Origin of the sequence: Pseudoxanthomonas sacheonensis, assembly GCF_010093305.1 — a bacterium.
In the GTDB taxonomy this organism is placed as follows: domain Bacteria; phylum Pseudomonadota; class Gammaproteobacteria; order Xanthomonadales; family Xanthomonadaceae; genus Pseudoxanthomonas_A; species Pseudoxanthomonas_A sacheonensis.
Window position 1 is genome coordinate 66,882 of the sequence record NZ_PDWS01000004.1, and the last position, 18,863, is coordinate 85,744.

The window sequence follows — 18,863 nt, forward strand, 5'->3', positions numbered from 1 at the left end:
GCACGACTGCGCGCGCTCAGGTCCAGCCGGCGTCGACCACGAACTCCTGCGCAGTGATGGCGCGGGCCTGATCCGAGGCCAGGAACAGCGCCATGGCGGTGATGTCTTCGGGCAGCACCTTGTCCGGCAGGCACTGGTTGCGCAGCAAGTCGCGCTCGCTGTCCGCATCCAGCCACAGGGTCACTTGGCGTTCGGTCATGACCCAGCCCGGAGTCAGCACGTTGATGCGGATGCGGTCGGCGCCCAGCTCACGGGCCAGGCCGCGGGTCAGTCCATTCACCGATGACTTGGCCGTGGCATAGACCGGATAGCCACCGGTCTTGCTCTGCCAGCCGGTGGAACCCAGATTGATGATCGCGCCACTACCGCGTCGGCGCATGCCCGGCACTGCGGCCTGGATGGCGAAGAACGCCGCGCGCTGGTTGATCGCCACCCGTTGGTTCCAGTAGTCGGGCGTGACCTCTTCAAGGCGGTGGCGGTCGTCGCTGCCCACGTTGTTGACCAAGATATGGAAATCGCCCAATGCGTCTGCGCCGTCCTGCACGGCCTGGCGCAACGCGTCGACATCGGTCACGTCGACGCGACGCCACCATGGCGATGCCAGCCCTTGCCTCTGCAGGTGTTCGGCCAAGACACGGCTGGCGGATTCGTCGATATCGACGAACGCTACCGGCGCACCCTGGCGGGCGAAGCCCTCGACCAGCGATGCCCCGATTCCCGATCCGCCGCCGGTAATGAAGACCGGCCGGCCGGCCAGTTCCGGATAGCTCGCGCCCCTCCCCACGCCACCGCCCTGCATTGCCAGGGCAGGGGTTGTTGCTGCACTCATGCTTCGCCTCGTCGTGAAGTGTTGGAGGGAGATGACATATATAGAAATAGATATTGATTAGCTGTGATTTGTTATTTTTCTAGCATGAATATGCCCGGTAGCATCGCAGCCGTAAAGTGTCGCCTGATCGGCCAAAGGGCTGGCCCAGGTCAATTCACGGTCCAGCCTAAGGAATGCCACCTGCATGGGTTCTCCCAAAAAGCCGCAGCTGCGCAGCCAGTCCTGGTTCGGGCGCGAAGGCAAGCAAGGTTTCTATTACCGCAGCTGGCTCAAGAGCGCCGGCAACCCGCATGACATGTTCGATGGCCGTCCGGTCATCGGCATCTGCAACACCTGGTCGGAACTGACCCCATGCAATGGCCATTTCCGCGAACTGGCCGAGTTCGTAAAACGCGGGGTGTATGAGGCCGGCGGCTTCCCGCTGGAATTTCCGGTGATGTCGCTGGGCGAAACCCAGATCCTGCCCACCGCGATGCTGTTCCGCAATCTGGTCAGCATGGACGTGGAGGAATCGATCCGCGCCAACCCACTCGATGGCGTCGTGCTGCTGATGGGTTGCGACAAGACCACGCCTTCGTTGCTGATGGGCGCGGCCAGCGTCGATCTGCCCACCATCGGCTTGTCCGGCGGTCCTTCGTTGTCGGGCAACTGGCGCGGCAAGCAGATCGGTTCCGGTACCGGAGTGATCCACATGTCGGAGATGGTCCGCGCCGGCACGCTGACGCAGGAAGAATTCATCGAAGCGGAGGCCTGCATGCAGCGCTCCAAGGGCAGCTGCATGACCATGGGCACGGCCTCGACCATGGCCAGCATGGTCGAGGTGCTGGGCATGTCGTTGCCCGACAACGCCGCTATTCCGGCCGTGGATTCGCGTCGCTCGCGCCTGGCCCAGCTCACCGGCCGCCGCATCGTGGAAATGGTGCGCGAAGATCTGCGCATGTCCAAGGTACTGACCCGCAGCGCCTTCGAGAACGCGATCAAGACCAACGCTGCGATCGGCGGATCGACCAACGCCGTGATCCATCTGCTCGCCCTGGCCGGGCGCATCGGCGTACCGCTCAAGCTCGACGACTGGGACGAGCTCGGTTCCAAACTTCCATGCCTGCTCAACCTCAAGCCGTCGGGCCAGTTCCTGATGGAGGATTTCTTCTACGCCGGTGGCCTGCCCGCGCTGTTGCGCGAGATCGCCGACCACCTGCACCTGGATTGCCTGACCGTCAATGGCCAGACCCTGGGAGCGAACATCGCCGATGCGCCATGCTGGAACAACGACGTGATCCGGCCCTTGGCCGATCCGATCCGGCTGGAGGCCGGCATCGCCGTGCTGCGCGGAAATCTGTCTCCCGACGGGGCAGTGATCAAACCATCGGCCGCGTCACCGGCGCTGCTGCGCCACCGTGGCCCAGCGGTGGTATTCGAGAACATCGAGGATTTCAAAGCGCGTATCGACGACGAAGCACTGGAAATCGATGAAAACAGCATCATGGTGCTGAAGAATTGCGGCCCGCGCGGCTATCCGGGCATGGCCGAGGTCGGCAACATGCCGCTGCCGCCCAAGTTGCTGCGCAAAGGGGTCACCGACATGGTGCGTATTTCCGATGCGCGCATGAGCGGCACCGCCTACGGCACCGTGGTGCTGCACACCTCGCCCGAGGCGGCCGCCGGCGGCACCCTGGCCTTGGTCCGCGATGGCGACATCATCGAACTCGACGTGCCGGGGCGGCGCCTTCATCTCGAGGTGTCGGACGAGGAGCTCGCCGTGCGCCGTGCGCAGTGGACGCCGCCTCCAGCGCCCACCCGCGGCTGGGCCAAGCTCTATGTCGACCACGTGCAACAGGCGCACCTGGGTGCGGACCTGGACATCCTGGCCGGCGGTAGCGGTGCCGACGTGCCGCGCGATTCGCACTGAAATGAAATTATGAACACCACCCGCCGCGATGCTTTCAAGGCGTTATTGGCCAGCGCCGTATCCGCGCCCTTCGCCCGCGCAGCGGACCGCGCCGGCAATGGAGCGGAAAGCAAGCTTCTGCCGCATTGGGGAGTCGGCGTCGAGAACCAGCGCAAGGCCGATCGGGGGGACGGCACTTACCTGAACCCGATCGTCGCTGGCGATCATCCGGATCCCACCGTCATGAAGGACGGTGACGACTATTACATGACGTTCTCGTCCTTTTACTCTTATCCGGGTCTGGTGATCTGGCATTCCACGGATCTGGTGAACTGGACGCCGCTCACGGCGGCCCTTTCCAAATCGCTCGGCGTGGTTTGGGCGGTCGATCTGTGCAAGCACGGCGATCGCTACTTCATCTACATTCCGGCCGACCCGGAGGAAAAAGGCTGGTCGATCTACGCGATCTGGGCCGACGACATCCGCGGACCGTGGAGCGATCCCATCGATCTGAAGATCCACGGCTGCATCGATCCCGGCCATGTCGTGGGAGAGGACGGCAAGCGCTATCTGTTCGTCAACGGCATCCGCAAGATCCGCCTGACCGATGACGGTCTGGCAACCGACGGCACGCTGGAACCGGCCTATAGCCCTTGGCGGTATCCCGACGATTGGATAGTGGAGAACTTCGCCCCGGAAGGCCCGAAGCTCCTGCGGCATGGGGAATGGTTTTACCTGGTGACTGCAGTAGGCGGTACCGCGGGTCCTCCGACCGGACACATGGTGATCGCGGCGCGCTCCAGATCGATCCACGGCCCCTGGGAACACTGCCCGCACAATCCACTGGTCCGCACGACGTCTGCCGATGAGCCGTGGTGGTCCCGCGGACATGCGTCGCTGGTGGAAGGACCCGCGGGCGACTGGTGGATGATCTATCACGGCTACGAGAACGGCTTCCGCACGCTGGGACGACAAACGCTACTCGAGCCCATCGAATGGACCGATGACGGCTGGTTCCGGGCCTTGGGCGGCGATCTTTCCCGGCCCTTGCCGAAACCGAAGGGGGGCAAGCGCGGTTCGTCGGGCTCGGCCTTGTCGGACGACTTCAGCGCCGACAGATTCGGTGTGCAGTGGGGTTTCCATGATCCGGCGCCTGGCGAGAGGCAGCGGGCTCGTTACGAATCCAGAGGCTTGCGTATCGCCGCCAAGGGCCGCTCGCCGGCGGACAGCCCGCCGCTTACCTGCATCGTCGGCGATCGCGCGTATGTCGTTGAGGCGACGATCGAGCTCGACCAGGGCGCCGAGGGCGGGTTGCTGCTCTTCTACAGCCACAAGGCATTCGTCGGAGTCGGCTTTACGCCCACCGAGATGAGGACCTACCAATTCGCGGAGGAACAGTCGTGGATGCGGCAGCCGATGCCCACGCGAAGCGTGCGCATCAGGCTGACCAACGATCAACACATCGTGACTTTCCACTACTCGCACGATGAAGGCAGGACCTGGATCCAGCATGGCCACCGCATGGAGGTTTCCGGAATCCACCACAACGTGTTCGGCGGTTTTCTGAGCCTGAAGATCGGACTGTATAGCGCCGGCAAGGGCAGCGTGCTCATCCGCGACTTCGACTATCGGGCGGTCTAGGACTATCGGGCGGTCCAGGTTCCGGGTATTGGCGCAATTTGAAGATAAATGGAGCATCCGAATGAAACGATTCGTACTGACGCTGCTCGCCTGCGTCGCCATGCTGCCGGCATGGGCCGGCGAGGTGACGTTCACCGAAGTCCGCTATGCGGGCGATGACGGCGGGCCTGCCGTTGGACCGACGCAATACCGCAACCCGGTCGTTGCCGGCTTCTACCCGGATCCTTCCGCGATCCGGGTGGGCGACGACTTCTACCTGGTCACCTCCACCTTCGGTTACTTCCCGGGCCTGCCGATCTTTCACAGCCGCGATCTGGTGTCGTGGCGCCAGATCGGCAATGCCATCGACCGCCCCGGCCAGATCGACTACGGCAACGACGAACTCACCCGCGGCCTGTTCGCCGCCTCGATCAGCTACCACAACGGCACCTTCTACATCGCCAACACCTGCTTCTACTGCGGCGGCGGCAACTTCATCGTCACCGGGAAGGATCCGGCGGGTCCGTGGTCCGATCCGGTCTGGCTGAAGTTCGAAGGCATCGATCCGTCGCTGTTCTTCGACGACGACGGCACCGCCTGGATGGTCAACAACGGCATTCCCGAGGGCAAGATGCGCTACGACGGGCATCGCGCGATCTGGCTGCAGCGGTTCGATGCGGCGACGAAGACCATGGTCGGCCCACGCAAAGTGCTGGTCGATGGCGGCGCGGACCCGGCCAGCAAGCCCGAGCATGTCGAAGGCCCGCATCTCTTCAAACACGACGGCTACTACTACCTGACCGCGGCCGAAGGCGGCACCGGCGAGCAGCATGCGCAGATGGTCTGGCGCAGCCGCAAGGTCGATGGTCCTTACGAGCCATGGTCCGGCAATCCGTCGCTGACCCAGCGCGATCTGGACCCGGCGCGCCCCGACCCGGTCACCTCCACCGGACACGCGCAATTCGTCGAATTGAAGGACGGTTCGTGGTGGGCGGTGTTCCTCGCCACGCGACCCTATCGCGGCAACCAATACAACCTGGGGCGCGAGACCTTCCTGCTGCCGGTGACCTGGCGCGACGGCTGGCCGGTGATCCTGCCGCGCGGCGAACGCGTGCCGGTGGTGCTGGAGCGTCCTGCATTGCCGCGCACCCCGCAGCCGATCCCGACCAGCGGACCGATCGAATGGAGCGAACGCTTCGCCGCCGAAAAATTGCCGCCGCAATGGATGACGATCCATCCGCCGAAGCAGACCTGGTTCGGCACCGGCCGCGATGGTCTGAAGCTCACGCCTTCATCGACCCCCCTCGGCGGGCATGGCAGCGGCGGGCAGCCGGCGTATCTTGCGCACCGGCTTCAACATCATCGAGCCACCCTGACCGCGACGCTCGCGCCTTACCAGCCGGAACCGGGCGAACTGGCCGGGTTGGCGGTGTTGCAGAGCGAGCGTTACCACTACGTGGTAGGCGTGGAAGGCGGCAAAGAGGGGACCGCAATCGCGCTATACCGCCGCGCCGGCAAGGACGAGGCCGTGAGCGGGCAGCGCATCGCCCGCATCCCGTTGCCGTCGTCGCAGCAGCCGGTCTCGCTGCGCTTCCGACTCGACGGCCCGCGACTGGATGTCTTCTATGCAGTGGAACCCGGGCAGTGGAAGCCGGTGGCGACCGGCCTGGATGCCAGCATCCTGAGCAACGATATCGCCGGCGGTTTCATCGGCGCGACATTCGGTCCGTACGCGTTCCGTCCGTGACCGACGCAGGCCGCTAACCCGTAGCGGACTCGATGGCCGGCGGCGCCGCGACCGCCGGCCGTGGCCGCGCCAGGATCCGGTCGCGCAGCCGTAACCCGGGGCGTTCGACCAGGTAATACAGCAGCGCTGCCGCCAGCAGCGAAGCGATGCCGTACACCGCGAAAGCCGCATAGCCCCTGCCTTCCAACGCATCGCCGGCATGCGCGTGCACCAGGCCGAAGATCGGCTTGTGCACCAGATACAGACTGAAGGACACCGCCGCCAGCCAGCCCGCGCCGGGCAGCGCGCGGCGACCGATCCAACTGTCCGCCTGCGCTCCGGCGAACACCAGCAGTGCCAACCCCAGCGACAGCACCGGCCAGCCGATGCTGTTGCCTAGCAAGCCGGTGCGCTCGCGGAACAGCCAGAACGCCAGCGCCATCGTCGCCAACCCGGCCAACGAGATCAGGTTGGCGTACGCGGCAGCGCGCGCCCAACCGCCGGGGCGATAGTTCTTCCACACCGCAAGAACCACACCGGCGAGCAGCCCGTCGAGCCTGTTCCAGGTCGGGTAGTAGATGTTCTCGACAAACCAGGGGCGCGCGGGCTGCAGTGCGTCGAAATGCAGCCAGACCGCGGCGCGCAGGGCGATCCCACCGAGCACGATCGCCGCGCACAGCGCGACGAAGCCGGCAACCGAGGCGCGCTTCGCCAGCAGCCATGCCAACAGCGGGAACGCAAGATAGAAATGCTCCTCCACGCACAGCGACCATGCGTGGGAGAACGTGGCGTTGTCGGCATAGTCGATCGACAGGTTGACGAAGAAGCCGGCGAACTTCCACCACGGCTCCATGCCCGGCGCTTCGCGGAACCCGGGCCACAGCAGATACACCGCCAGCACCGCCCAGAACGCAGGCAGGATCCGGAACGCGCGGCGCAGATAGAACTGGCGGAACGAGAACCGGCCGCCGGCCGCCAGCGGCTTCAGCACCTGCGAACCGATCAGGAATCCGCTGAGCACGAAGAACAGATCCACGCCCATCCAGCCGTAGCGCTGCGCCCAGGCCCAGTCCTCGCCCAGTCCGCCGACCAGGTAGGAATGGAACAGCATCGTCCAAACGACGGCGAGCGCGCGCAGCAGATCCAGCCCGGGCAGATGCGCAGCGGATGCCGGTGTGGGAAGAAAAGGAGCGCCGTCATCGTTCGTCGTGGTGCTGTTCACTGCTGGCTGGCCTGTGGCGTCGTCGGGTGGCTCGGCACTGTAATCGAGACGGACGCGCATTGCAGGCATCGTATGCCGGTCCGTGCCCGGATTGTGCCGAACCGTCCATGCGCCGAACGGATCCGTGATTTCCGCGCGGCGGCCGGTTGACGGTGGATGGCGGCCACTAGGGTTGCGGAAGAATCGCCTGGTTGTCCAAGTTCTTGGAACGGCCTGCCGTGATCGTCATGGCTGTACCTGGGAAGGCGACGACGTCGCCACGGTCACGCGCGTACTCGGCGGCGGCAACGCCGGTGCCGTATTCGAAGTATTCACCGGCTTGCGGCTGGTGTTTTCTGTTCATCAATGAATTCCCGAAGACCGCTCAGTCGCGCTCGTCTGGAATGACGGACAGTTCCGCTGCACTGGTCCAGCCGTTGCGCCAGACCACGTCCAGTGCAGTGAAACGGAAGTAGCGCGCCTTCACCGGTGCAAAGCGCACTTCCTGCAGGTCGGGATTGTTGCGCACATTGGCGAAGGCGCCACGCTCAACCGCAGTGGCCCAGTTCACGCCGTCCGCGCTGGTTTCGAAGCGGAAGTTCTCGACCGTACCGTTCAGCACCCCGTCCTGGCGCGGCAGGTATGCGAAGCCGGCGATGCTATGCATCCGACCCATGTCGATCGTGATGGCGTGCGGCAGTTTCAGCGCCGCATCCCGGTAGGTATGCCAGTAAGTGCTCGGATCGCCGTCGATGGCCAGCGCAGCGCCGTTAGGGCCTTGCATGTTTTCCTCGCTGCCCACGCTCACGACCTTCCAGCCGACGGGCGACAGCCCGACGAAGTTGCGAGCGCCCGCCACGCCGAGCCGTCCGTCGGACTGTACCCGCGCGGCCTTGACGATGCCGCTCATCGGCAGAGCCACAGGGGTGCTGTAGACGGGCGAGGCGGGATCGGGCATGGTTCCGTCGGTGGTGTAGACGATCTTGCCACCCGCCGGATGACTGATGCGCACCGTACCGTCGGTACCACGGTCGGCGATCGTCGGCGGCAACAGATCGACCGATTGCTTGTACAGACCGAACTCAGCCAGCGTGGGTTCCAGGCGCGCGCCAGTGATGCGCACGCGCAAGCGGTCGGTGGTCGCCGGCGAGAGCAGCCTGATAAGCCGGCGATGGCCCACCGTGGTGAGCTCGTCGGACGCGATCTGTTCGGTTGCCACCCAGGCCGAGCCGTTCCACGCCTCGATCACGAAGGATTCGATGCGCTGGCCGCGATGATCCACCGCTTCCTGCAGCGACACCACGTCGAAGCTTGCCGGCCGTGGCAACTCGAGTGTGACCGTGCCGCCGCTCTGGCCCTGCGATGCCTCCCACCAGGTATCGAGCTTGCCGTCGTTCACGGCAGTGGCGCGCCGCCCGGGTGCCGCGGAGTCCGCGGTCACGCGGGCGCCAGCCGCCAGGTTCTCGGTAAAAGTCTTGTTGACGATCTCCGCCATCTGCTCGAGCGCGGCGATCTGGTCGTCGGGAACCAGTCCGCGTTTGTCGGGCGAGAGGTTGAGGAGCAGGTTGCCGTTACGGCCGATGGAAGAATAGAAGATGTCCACCAGTTGTGTGACCGGACGCGGCTGCTTGCTGCGGGCCCAGAACCACTGGCCATTGGCAAGGAGGGTGACGTTGGTTTCGGCGGGGTACCACCAAAGGTGCGTGCCGGGTTTAAGCAGGTCGCGGCCGCCCAGGTCGTTGCCCTGCATGTCCGACCAGTGGAAGCGTTCGGGCGAAGTCGGCAGCGGGATAACGCTCCACTCGGTGGTACGGCCATAACCGCTTTCAGAACCGACCCAGCGCACGTCCGGCCCCTTTCCCATGATGACGGCGTGTGGTTGCAGCTGGCGGATCAGGTCGTACCAGGCCGCGTAGTCGTAGGTCTCGGGAACGCTGGGGTCGGGGTTGGCGCCGTCGAACCAGACCTCGTGGACCGGGCCGTATTCGGTCAGCAGTTCGTAGAGCTGGTTGAGAAAGTAGCGGTTGTAGTCGTTCACCTCGTAGGTGTAGGACTTGAGGCCGGAAGACAGCCTGCGGCCCTTGGACGGATCGCTGCTGAAGCTGGCCGGGTCGGTGGGAATGGTCGATTTCAGCTTCGGGCTGCCGTTGCCGTAGTAGCCGGCCGGGTTCTTGGGATTGGTCCTGAGCTGGTACAAGTCGGCGGGCGACAGGTAGATGGCCAGCTTGACCCCTGCGCCCCTGGCCGCATCGGCGACCTCGCGCACCAAATCGCCCTTGCCGCCGCGCCACGGGCTGGAGGCGGACGAGTGCGCGGTGTACCGGCTTGGCCACATCGAGAAACCGTCATGGTGCTTGGCCACCAGCACGATCATCTTGCCGTCGAGCTTCTGCACGGCGCGCAGCCATTGCCTTGCGTCCAGATCGGTGGGGTTGAAGATCGAGGCTTCCTCGCGCCCGCTGCCCCATTCCACTTCGTTGAAGGTATTCACGCCGAAGTGCACGAAGAAGGTGCGCTCCAACCGCATCCAGGCCGACTGGTTCGGCCGCGGCAGCACCTTCGCCGCCTTCTCGGCGATGACAGCCTCGGAATCGCCCTCGGCGATGACGTGCTCGGTGGCGTACGGGATCGGCGCCGTCGTCGCAGCGACGGCCGTGGCAGCAGCAAGCGCAACGCCGAAGACCAGCGCGGCGGATGTGATTCGGCTCATACGTGCGATGCATCGCGTCATAAGGGGCATCATGTCATTAAACGAGCAAGTGCAAGCCTCTCAAACGCTGCCGCGAGCGCAAACATCAGCGCCCCTCCGGCTCTAAGGTCAACGTCACAAGCACGACATCGTTGCTGCGCATCGGAACTTCGAGCGTGTGCTCTCCGGCAGGTCCGATCTCGATCCTGCGGTCGGTTTCCGGCAGGTCGCGCGTCAATTCGCGAAGTTTGCCGAGCTGGCTGGCGCTCAGAGAAGCGGGAGCCCCCATCTCGATATAGGCCGAGTACGCGTCGTTGGCACGAAAGCCGGTGCGTTTGACCTGAAGTCGGTACGCGCCCTCCGTCAGATGTTTGAACGTAAGCCGTGCCGCCGATACCGGCGAAGCGGGAACGAGCTTGGTGTAGAACGGCCGATTGCTGACGTTCTGCCGAGGCTGCTCCCAACTCCAGAGCAATGCCGAAGCGTTGGAACCCTCCGTCGCCAGCAGGGACTCGGCATCGGAAGATGGAATCTCCTTGCCGCGGAGTGCGTGCAGATATTTGTAGGCGAAGAACGCCGGCTTGCGGATGCCTTCGCGATTGAGCAGCCCGAAGCCGCCGTGAAACGGAGTGGGCGGCGGGCCCGGCTCCTCGAACAGATCGGTGTAGGCCCAGTAGCTCATGCCCTGCACCAGCCCCTGCGTCGCCTTGAGTTTGCTGAGGATGTACGGCGCGCTGATATACGAGTCGTGCACGGCATCGCGCGGCGTGTAGCTCGTGCTCCACTCCGTGAAGTAAAGCGGCAGCGACGGAAACGGCGATGCGCTGATCTGTTCCCTGACCCTGCGCACGTCGCCAATGATGGCGTCCTGAGAGGGGGAAAGCTTGGTGTCGGCCTCGCCTTTCTCGTCCAGGAAACCACCGTCGACGCCATAAGCGTGGGTAGTCACGAAATCCACCGGCACGCCGTTCTTGTGCGCATGCTCGAGGAATTCCGGAACCCATGCCGCGCCCGCGGTCGAGGGGCCGCCGACTTGCAGCGTGGAATCGATCGCCTTGATTGCTCTGGCTGTGACGTCGTAGAGCTGGAAGTAGGCTTGTTGATCGGCCCGTTCCCAGAATCCGTCGAGATTCGGTTCGTTCCAGACCTCGAAGTACCAGTGCCGCACCTCCGCCACGCCGTAGCGATCGCGCAGGTGGCGAACGAACGCATCGACGAGATCGCGCCACGGCTCCAGCTTCGGGTGGGACGTATTGCCTTTCCAGTAGAAGATGGTCTGCCTGGACGTGGCCATCGCATCGGGCGTGAATCCGAGCTCGATGAAGGGCCTGATCCCTTTCGACAGCAGATCGTCGTAGAGTTCATCGATCTTGGTCCAGTCGTACACGGTACGTCCGTCGACGACCCGCACGGTGCCCAGCACATCGTGGAAGATGTCGTGGAATCGAATGTAGCGAAAGCCCAGCTCATCGACGGCGAGCTTCAGCTGGGCCTGGCTGTCGGAGCGTATCAACGTGCCTGGAAAATCCGAGCCGATAGACAGATCGAAGAACCGGTCCAGCGGCCGTCCGGCTCGCGCGAGGTCGATCGTGATCTCGCGTGGGGCAGCCTCGGCGGCGCTGGCCGCACCGGGCGCTACGCCGACAACAGCCGCTGCCCAGGCCATCAGCGGCAAGCCGACGCGCCGCAGATTCAACAAGAATGCAAACATCTCACTTCTCCAGTAAGTCCACGCCAAACGATTCAAGACGAAGCTTGTCTGTCCAGCGCTCGCCGGAAATGCAAGGCGCGGCCATGGAAGCGGTCTTCAGACAAGCCCAGGGCCGCGTACTTTCAACGCAACCGCGATCGCGCCGGTCAAACCCTCAGGCAAACGCACCTCGAGACCCTTGCGGCTGCGCGTGAAAGGCAGGCTGTCGGTGGCGCCCAGCGCCTCGACACGTTCGATCGTCCCTGGCGCCAACGCCGAGTCCTCCGCCAGCGCGGCGATGCGCAGCACGCCGTCGGCAGGCCAACCGAGCGCGATGACGTACAGCGCGCCGTGCTTGCTGGTGAAGCGGATGTCCCGGGCGGTGAAAGGCTGCGATGTTTGCTCGCTGAACATGCCACCCGCCACGCGCGTCGGCCCTTCGCCGAAGGTGCGCCATGGGCGGGTGCCATAGATGGCCTCGCCGTTGCGCGCTATCCAGGCGGCGATGTCCTCCAGGATCTTGCGTTCGTCGGCATCGATGCTGCCGTCGCCGCGCATCGGAACCGACAGCAGCAGATTGCCGTTCTTGGAAACGATGTCGCACAGACGATGAATCACCGTGCTCGCAGGTTTGTACTGGTGGTTGTCGAAGATGGAGCGGGCGTAGTGCCAGTCGCCCAGGCAGGTGTCGGTCTGCCAGGGCAGCGGCTCGATGCCTTCGCGGAAACCCCGCTCCACGTCCTCCACGACACCGGCACGCCATTCCGCCGGCAGCACCTTTGCATTGACGACTGCCTCCAGCTTGCCGCCATTCCAGGCCATGTTGGCGTTGTAGTAGTGCGCGGTCATGTCCAGCCCGGCTTGGCCGAGCGGCAGGCCGTGGTTGTCGAAATAGACCAGGTCGGGGCGGTAGCTGTCGATCAGGTCACGGCAACGCAGGAACCACTGGCGCGTGAAGGCCGGGTTGTGCAGTGGCGGCTTCTCGTCCCAGTGGGCCGTTTGGCTCTCCTGCCAGGCTTCGACGCTACGGATGGTCTTGAAACCATCGGGCATGACGATGTTGCGGCCGGTGTAGAGCTCCTGCGGGTCCAGGCCTTCCCACCACGTACCGCGGCCGTCGGCCTTGGTAAGGTGAAAGGCGTCGTAGCGTTGACCGGCATAGGGCCCTTCGGGGTCGTAGCCGTAGGCGGGCTGGTACCAGTGCCAGGCGTGTGCGCCATGGTTGCTGACGCCGAAGCGCAGCCCGCGCGCGCGGGCCGCCTTGGCCCAGATACCGACGATGTCCTTCCTGGGCCCCACGCGCATGGTGTTCCAGCCGTGATACTTGGAGTTGAACGCGTCCTGGTTGTCGTGATGGTTGGCCAGAGCAACGAAGTACTTGGCGCCGGCCTTCACGTAGAGATCCAGCAGCGCGTCGGGGTCCCAGTTCTCGGCTTTCCAGCGGTTCTGTATCTCCATGAACCCGACTTTGGTCGGGTGGCCGTAGGTCTTGACGTGGTGGTCGTACTGCCAGTTTCCCTGGATATACATGCGGCGCGCGTACCAGTCGCCCATCTCGGGTACGCACTGCGCACTCCAGTGCGCCCAGATGCCGAACTTGGCGTCGCGGAACCAATCCGGTACCCGATAGTTGTCGACCAGCGACGACCATGCGGGGGTGAACGCTGTGGACGCGGCACGCGCGTGCGGCAGGCTCAGCGCGCCGGCCGCAGCCCAGGCCGAGGCTTGGAGGAACGAGCGCCTTGTCCAGCCTGCACTCCAGAATCCGTTATCGTCTCGCATGAACGTTTCTCTTCCAGGCATTGCCGCTGGGCGATCTCTGCCTGCTGGCCGAAAAAATCTACGGTGCAGGCACCTCAACCACGACGATCGATTTCGGCGGCAGCTCCAACGTAAGCCCTGACGCGCCGGGTTGTGCGGTGTACGCTGCGGGCACGAGCTTGCGTGGCTGCTCGAAGGTGTTGTGCGCATCCATCGCGGCAGCGGTCAGGATCTGCCCCTGCACCGGCTTGCTGGTTTTCAGATTCGTGGCTACGCGCGCCGGCCTCGCCGGATCGAGGTTGACCAGTGCCAGGTGGACCGTGCCGTCGGCGGCGCGCGCTGCGGTGATGTCGACGGCCGGCAGTTCTACGCCGCCTTGCCGCCACTTCGGCGTCTGGATTGCCGTCTTCAGCGGTGTCGCGCCCATGAACGGCTGGTACAGATCGAATACGTGGTAGGTCGGCGTCAGCAGCATCCGTGAGCCGTCGGTCAGCACCATCGCCTGCAGCACGTTCACCATCTGCGCGATGCTGGTCATCTTCACGCGGTCGGTGTGGCGGTGGAACGCGTTGAACGACAGTGCGGCCAGCAGCGCGTCGCGCAGGGTGTTCTGCTGATACAGAAAGCCGGGGTTGGTGCCGGGCTCCGGGTCGTGCCAGGCGCCCCACTCATCGACGTAAAGCGCGATGCGCTTGTCGGGATCGTGCTTGTCCATGATGGCCGAGATGGCTTTGATGCGCTGCTCGATGCTCATCGCGGCATCGAGCGTCTTGGCCCAGCGCTCCGCGTCGAAGCCGGTGGCCTGACCCTTGTTCTCCCAGCCGCCGGGGATGGTGTACTGGTGCAGCGTCAGCGCGTCCATGTGCTTGCGCGAACGCTCCATCAGAATCTCGATCAGGTGGTCGTTTTGGGTACCGTCGCCGGAGGCCACTCGCAGCACCGACCCCGACAGGAAGGTGGCGTACTGGTTGTGCAGGTCGGCCTGGTACTCCGGCCGCATGTTGCCGCCGCAGCCCCACATTTCATTGCCAAGGCCGAAGTACTTCACCTTCCAGGGCTTGTCCCGGCCGTTGCGCCGGCGCTCGTCGGTGAGCGTCGATTTGCCTTCGGCCGTCATGTACTCAAGCCAATGGCTCATGTCGCGCGGCGTCATCGACCCCATGTTGCCGGAGACGAACACGTCGCTTCCAAGCTGTTCCACCAAGTCCATGAACTCGTGCGTGCCGACGCGGTTGTTCTCCGACACGCCGCCCCACCACCGGTTCAACCGCACCGGGCGCTTGTCCGGATCGCCAATGCCGTCTCGCCAGTAGTAATCATCGGCGAAGCAGCCGCCGGGCCAGCGCACCACCGGCACTTTGATACGGCGCAGCGCCCCGACCACATCGTTGCGCCAGCCGCGCGTGTTGGGGATGTCGGAATCCGGGCCGACCCACAGGCCTCCATAGATGCCGGCGCCCAGATGCTCGGCGAACTGTCCGTACACGGCCGGCTCAATGCGCGGCCCGGCGGCCTCGGCGGTAACCGTCAGGCGAACGTCGACAGGCTGCTCGGCGAAGGCATTGGCAGCCATCGCGGCGGCACACAGCATCAGGCTCATCTTGCGCAGGCCGCGCATTGTCCAGGTCATCACATGTCTGCCCCTGTTTCGGTTGGAAGAATCCCTGCGCTTTCGGGCGCGATGCAAATGCATCAACGCCGGTGTTTCTCGCTGCGGCTGTTTGCTGCATTGACGATCAGCGATACAGGCGCCAAACGCCAACACAAATCGTTTCATTCGGGCAGCCACCAGAGAGCGGAGTTTCGGGCGTATCGAATCGGCGGCGCTACCGATCACGAACAGATAGAAGCGGCGATGTCCACATGCCTATACGAAGCTTCGTCGAATCCCACTTGCACGACAAATGAAGTATTGGGCATGTGCCATTCCGTAAACGAATAGATGCAGCGGGCCGCATATGCGCCCGGACCGTGCGGCGCACGTTAGCGGAGAAGAAGCGAAGAGCGACGCAATGACTATGCTGTAGTGCAGCATTCGATTGCTTGCTGCTTGCTGCTTGCTGCCTGCTCCGAGACAGCCAATGGCGAGGATCTGGCTTACGTCGCCGTGGAACTGCACGACGCCGACGGCACGCCCATCTATGCCGGTAACGACGACAGGCAGGTACGCGTGCGCGTGAGCGGCGCGGGAACCCTGGCCGGCATCGGCAACGGCAATCCAATAGACGTTTCCAGCTTCCAGTCCGGCGAACGCAAAACCTTCCACGGACGAGTGGTCGCCGTGATCCGCGCCGGCGTCCAAGCCGGCCCCATCGCGGTCGACATCGAGGCCGAAGGCCTGCCTTCCCGCCAGGTGCGATTAAACGCGGTCGCATCGCAACCCTTCTGAACGGATCGATTCCCGGCCGCGTTGCCGCATGCCCGAAGCGCGAACGTGGCATGCAACGACGTCCGCTTCGGGTCGGCAGCCGATACCGGCGTTATGATATCCGCGCAGTAGAAAGTGACTGCTATCGGCCAAAAAACCGACATTCGAGATGAGCGGTCTAGACGGGAAAGAGGAGCAGAGCGCGCATGGCGCTCCGCTCCACGATCCAGTTACTTCTTGCCGTGCGCCGCCTGCTCGATGATCTTGGCTACGGCCTCCGGCTTCGAGACGTAGATCGCATGGCTGCCGGAAACCTCGACGACCGTTGCGCTTGCGCGCTTGGTCATCATCTGCTGCGCCGGAGGCGGGATCATCTTGTCTTCCGTGCGACCAGGCGCGGCTGCACATCGACAATCCACTCCGATCATGCTCGCGACTCCGGCGCCGTTCTTCGGCGGTAGGGCGCTACAGGCGATTGAAGGCAGTTGCAGAAGACTCGTCGAGCCGCCCGATAGCCAACGTCAGGTATCGACGCATAGCGACTGGAGAGTAGGAATAACCATCCGTTGCCACAGGCAAAGGGCTACCGAAGCCGATTGACTTGCAAGGGCGGTACCTTCCGCATGGTGTTGCGGGAGGCCTTCAACCCTGCAATGCGCTCATCACCACTTCCTGGACAATCCGGCTGCCCTCGGGCGTGCTCCAATCGCCTGCGAGTTCGGCGATGGCCTGATTGGTACTGGTCAGTGTGACCCCTCCCTTATCCATGCGGCGCAGAGCCATGTCGTCGCCCATCTTGCTCGGCGAGCCACCGGCATCGGCGACGACCTGCACTTCGTAGCCCAGGCCAACCAGGGTCAGCGCGGGATAGACCGTGCACACATCGTTGGTCACGCCGGCAATGACGATCCGCTTGCGGCCGGTCGCCTCGACGGCGGCGGCGAAGTTCTCGTCTTCCATGGCGTTGACGATGCCGGCCCGCTTGATCCGAGCGGCGAATTCTTCCGGAAGGACTGCCTTCAGTTCGTCCATCAGCGGGCCCTGCGCATTGGTTTCCTGACTGGAAGTCAGTACGACCGGCATTTTCAGGATGCTGGCAGTCCGCGCCAACATCAGCGCATTGCGCTTCATCTCTTCGAGGGGAATGGAGCGTACCCAGCCCATGGTTCCGACTTGATGGTCGATCAACAGCAGCGCGGCGTTATCGCCGGTGAATCGTTGGTAAGTCATAGAGGAGACTCCTTTGTGGTCAGATTGCAGTGGAATGCAGCGGCGGGCCGGCGAAAAGCATGGCCTTGGCGCTGCCGTGAGGAGCTTGAAGCGCGATCGTGCGGGGCGTGTTCTGCGCCGGAAAAACGGGAAGCTTGAGATCGTTGTGCCCGAAGTTCTGGCCGTCCACCCTCGTCGTTCCAAAAATAGGCATGACGAAAGCGCAGTGGCCCGCCGCCACGGGCACGGCCAGTTCGGCGCCCTCTTCCAGCGAAATATCGAGCATCGTCACTTCGGTCGGCGGGTTCAGCGGAGAGCGGCCGTCTCCGAAGCCTCCCAAGGGCACGCGCACCTTAGCGCCAGACGACTGCACCACCGGTACGTCCTGCGGTTCCAAAGTCAGGACGGACGGTGCGATGTATTTCCTATCGGTGGCGAGGTTGACGAAGATCTGCAGCGAATGGACGGTCTTGCCGGCCTCGGCCGGTACTTCCTCGTGAACGATGCCGTTTCCAGCCGTCGTCCAGTGCAGGCCGCCGGGCCGGATCAGATTGCGGGTGCCGAGCGAATCGCGGTTGTCGATGCCTGTTTCCGAATCCAGAAATAGATAAGACACCGCGGAAAAGCCGACATGGGAATGCGGTGGAAAGGTCGGCCCGCTCATCCAGGCATGATCGACCCCCAGAAAGGGATCGATCAGCGCACTCACGCCACGCAGGCCGTAAGCCCGGAAGTGGCTGCCGTGATTGGCGCGCTGGAGCGGAGCGATGATGGGCATGATGGCGGCCTCAGGCGGTCTCGACTTCGCTCAGGCTCGGGTAGTCGGTGTAACCCTGCGCTGTGCCGCCGAAGAAGCTGTTGCGGTTCGCCTCGTTCATCGGTGCATGCGTCTTCAAGCGGACGACGAAATCCGGATTTGCCAGCACCATCTGGCCGTAGGCCTCCAAGTCGGCCAGCCCCGTCGCCACGTCGGCCCCGGTCCGGTCGCGCGGCCGACCCGGCCGGTTTAGGATCAGCGTGCCCTTCCAGCGCTCGCGCATGTCGGCCAACAGGCCTTCATTGCCCTGATGCATGATGTGCAGGTAGGCCAGCCCCAGCTTGTCGAGTTCGGCGACCAGATAGCGGTACAGATCCGGTCCTTCGGCGCCTTCGTCGATGCCCCACATCGTGGTGCCGGGCGACAGGCGGATCGCCGTCCTGTCCGCGCCGATTTCCTCGGCGATCGCTGCGGCGACTTCGATGGCGAAGCGGGCGCGGTTTTCGATTGAACTGCCGTATTCATCGGTGCGTACGTTCGCGCTCGGCGCGAAGAACTGCTGGATCAGGTAAGCGTTCGCGCCGTGGATTTCGACGCCATCGGCGCCGGCCTCGACCGCGCGGCGGGCCGCATAGCGGAAATCCCCAACGGTCCGGCGCACTTCCCCGGCCGTCAGCGCGCGTGGCACCGGAATGTCCTGCATGCCCTTGGCCGTAAACATCTGCGTGCCCGGCGCGATCGCCGAAGGCGCGACGCTCTGCCGATGGTGCGGCGTATTGTCCGGGTGCGACATGCGCCCGGCGTGCATGAGCTGGATGAAGATGCGGCCGCCTTCGTCATGGACGGCGTCAGTGGTCCTCCTCCAGCCGGCGACATGCGCATCGGTATAGATACCGGGCGTGGTCAGGTAACCCTGCCCATCGTCGGAAGGCTGAGTGCCTTCGGTGACGATCAGGCCGACGCTGGCGCGTTGGGCGTAATAGTCGGCGGCCAGCGTTCCCGGCGTGCCGTCCGATTCGGCGCGGCTGCGGGTCATCGGCGCCATGACCAAGCGGTTCCGCAGGGTATAGGGACCAAGACGGATAGGGTCGAACAGTTTGCTCATGAGGGAATTCCTGTAATGCG

Annotated in this window: 15 protein-coding genes; 4 read left to right on the forward strand and 11 right to left on the reverse strand. The window is 64.2% G+C overall.

What is annotated here, in order from left to right:
- Nucleotides 1-16: 16 nt before the first annotated feature.
- Nucleotides 17-829: an SDR family NAD(P)-dependent oxidoreductase gene (locus CSC73_RS05510; RefSeq protein WP_246197368.1), complete on the reverse strand. Its 813-nt coding sequence runs from the start codon at nucleotides 827-829 to the stop codon at nucleotides 17-19.
- Between the two features lie 184 nt (nucleotides 830-1,013).
- Here CSC73_RS05510 and CSC73_RS05515 point away from each other — a divergent pair, with 184 nt between their 5' ends.
- The 3 genes from CSC73_RS05515 to CSC73_RS05525 all read left to right on the forward strand — a co-directional run bounded on the left by CSC73_RS05515 (nucleotide 1,014) and on the right by CSC73_RS05525 (nucleotide 6,084).
- Nucleotides 1,014-2,738 (forward strand): IlvD/Edd family dehydratase, encoded by a 1,725-nt coding sequence (locus CSC73_RS05515; RefSeq protein ID WP_163839421.1) that lies wholly within the window; start codon nucleotides 1,014-1,016, stop codon nucleotides 2,736-2,738.
- Nucleotides 2,739-2,744: 6 nt separating this feature from the next.
- Complete coding sequence (locus tag CSC73_RS05520; RefSeq protein ID WP_163839516.1) at nucleotides 2,745-4,358, forward strand: family 43 glycosylhydrolase; 1,614 nt, start codon at nucleotides 2,745-2,747, stop codon at nucleotides 4,356-4,358.
- Nucleotides 4,359-4,419: 61 nt separating this feature from the next.
- On the forward strand, nucleotides 4,420-6,084 hold the full coding sequence (locus tag CSC73_RS05525) for a glycoside hydrolase family 43 protein (protein WP_211840820.1): 1,665 nt from the start codon (nucleotides 4,420-4,422) through the stop codon (nucleotides 6,082-6,084).
- A 13-nt stretch (nucleotides 6,085-6,097) separates the two neighbouring features.
- On the opposite strand, the gene CSC73_RS05530 is transcribed toward CSC73_RS05525, so the two are convergent.
- From CSC73_RS05530 to CSC73_RS05555, 6 genes are all read right to left on the reverse strand, one after another.
- Nucleotides 6,098-7,345, reverse strand: a complete 1,248-nt coding sequence (locus tag CSC73_RS05530; protein ID WP_163839422.1) for an acyltransferase family protein — start codon at nucleotides 7,343-7,345, stop codon at nucleotides 6,098-6,100.
- 106 nt (nucleotides 7,346-7,451) lie between these two features.
- Nucleotides 7,452-7,628, reverse strand: a complete 177-nt coding sequence (locus CSC73_RS05535; RefSeq protein WP_163839423.1) for a hypothetical protein — start codon at nucleotides 7,626-7,628, stop codon at nucleotides 7,452-7,454.
- 21 nt (nucleotides 7,629-7,649) lie between these two features.
- Nucleotides 7,650-9,974: an alpha-L-fucosidase gene (locus CSC73_RS05540; RefSeq protein WP_163839424.1), complete on the reverse strand. Its 2,325-nt coding sequence runs from the start codon at nucleotides 9,972-9,974 to the stop codon at nucleotides 7,650-7,652.
- Nucleotides 9,975-10,059: 85 nt separating this feature from the next.
- Nucleotides 10,060-11,619 carry a GH39 family glycosyl hydrolase gene (locus CSC73_RS05545; protein ID WP_163839518.1) on the reverse strand — a complete coding sequence of 520 codons (1,560 nt, stop codon included), beginning with the start codon at nucleotides 11,617-11,619 and terminating at the stop codon, nucleotides 10,060-10,062.
- Nucleotides 11,620-11,760: 141 nt separating this feature from the next.
- Entirely contained in the window at nucleotides 11,761-13,425 is a 1,665-nt protein-coding gene (locus CSC73_RS05550) for an alpha-L-fucosidase (RefSeq protein WP_163839425.1), read from the reverse strand.
- 58 nt (nucleotides 13,426-13,483) lie between these two features.
- Nucleotides 13,484-15,034, reverse strand: a complete 1,551-nt coding sequence (locus CSC73_RS05555; RefSeq protein ID WP_163839519.1) for an alpha-N-arabinofuranosidase — start codon at nucleotides 15,032-15,034, stop codon at nucleotides 13,484-13,486.
- Nucleotides 15,035-15,454: 420 nt separating this feature from the next.
- On the opposite strand from CSC73_RS05555, the gene CSC73_RS05560 reads away from it, so the two are divergent.
- Nucleotides 15,455-15,793 (forward strand): hypothetical protein, encoded by a 339-nt coding sequence (locus CSC73_RS05560; RefSeq protein WP_163839426.1) that lies wholly within the window; start codon nucleotides 15,455-15,457, stop codon nucleotides 15,791-15,793.
- Between the two features lie 209 nt (nucleotides 15,794-16,002).
- Here the strand turns inward: CSC73_RS05560 and CSC73_RS05565 are convergent, their stop codons facing one another.
- The 4 genes from CSC73_RS05565 to CSC73_RS05580 all read right to left on the reverse strand — a co-directional run bounded on the left by CSC73_RS05565 (nucleotide 16,003) and on the right by CSC73_RS05580 (nucleotide 18,843).
- Nucleotides 16,003-16,146: a hypothetical protein gene (locus CSC73_RS05565; protein ID WP_211840821.1), complete on the reverse strand. Its 144-nt coding sequence runs from the start codon at nucleotides 16,144-16,146 to the stop codon at nucleotides 16,003-16,005.
- A gap of 268 nt (nucleotides 16,147-16,414) precedes the next feature.
- Nucleotides 16,415-17,002, reverse strand: a complete 588-nt coding sequence (locus CSC73_RS05570) for an isochorismatase family protein (RefSeq protein ID WP_163839427.1) — start codon at nucleotides 17,000-17,002, stop codon at nucleotides 16,415-16,417.
- Nucleotides 17,003-17,021: 19 nt separating this feature from the next.
- Nucleotides 17,022-17,759: a pirin family protein gene (locus CSC73_RS05575; protein ID WP_163839428.1), complete on the reverse strand. Its 738-nt coding sequence runs from the start codon at nucleotides 17,757-17,759 to the stop codon at nucleotides 17,022-17,024.
- A gap of 10 nt (nucleotides 17,760-17,769) precedes the next feature.
- A complete protein-coding gene (locus CSC73_RS05580) occupies nucleotides 17,770-18,843 on the reverse strand; it encodes an alkene reductase (RefSeq protein WP_163839429.1) in 1,074 nt (357 codons plus the stop codon).
- Nucleotides 18,844-18,863 lie beyond the last annotated feature (20 nt).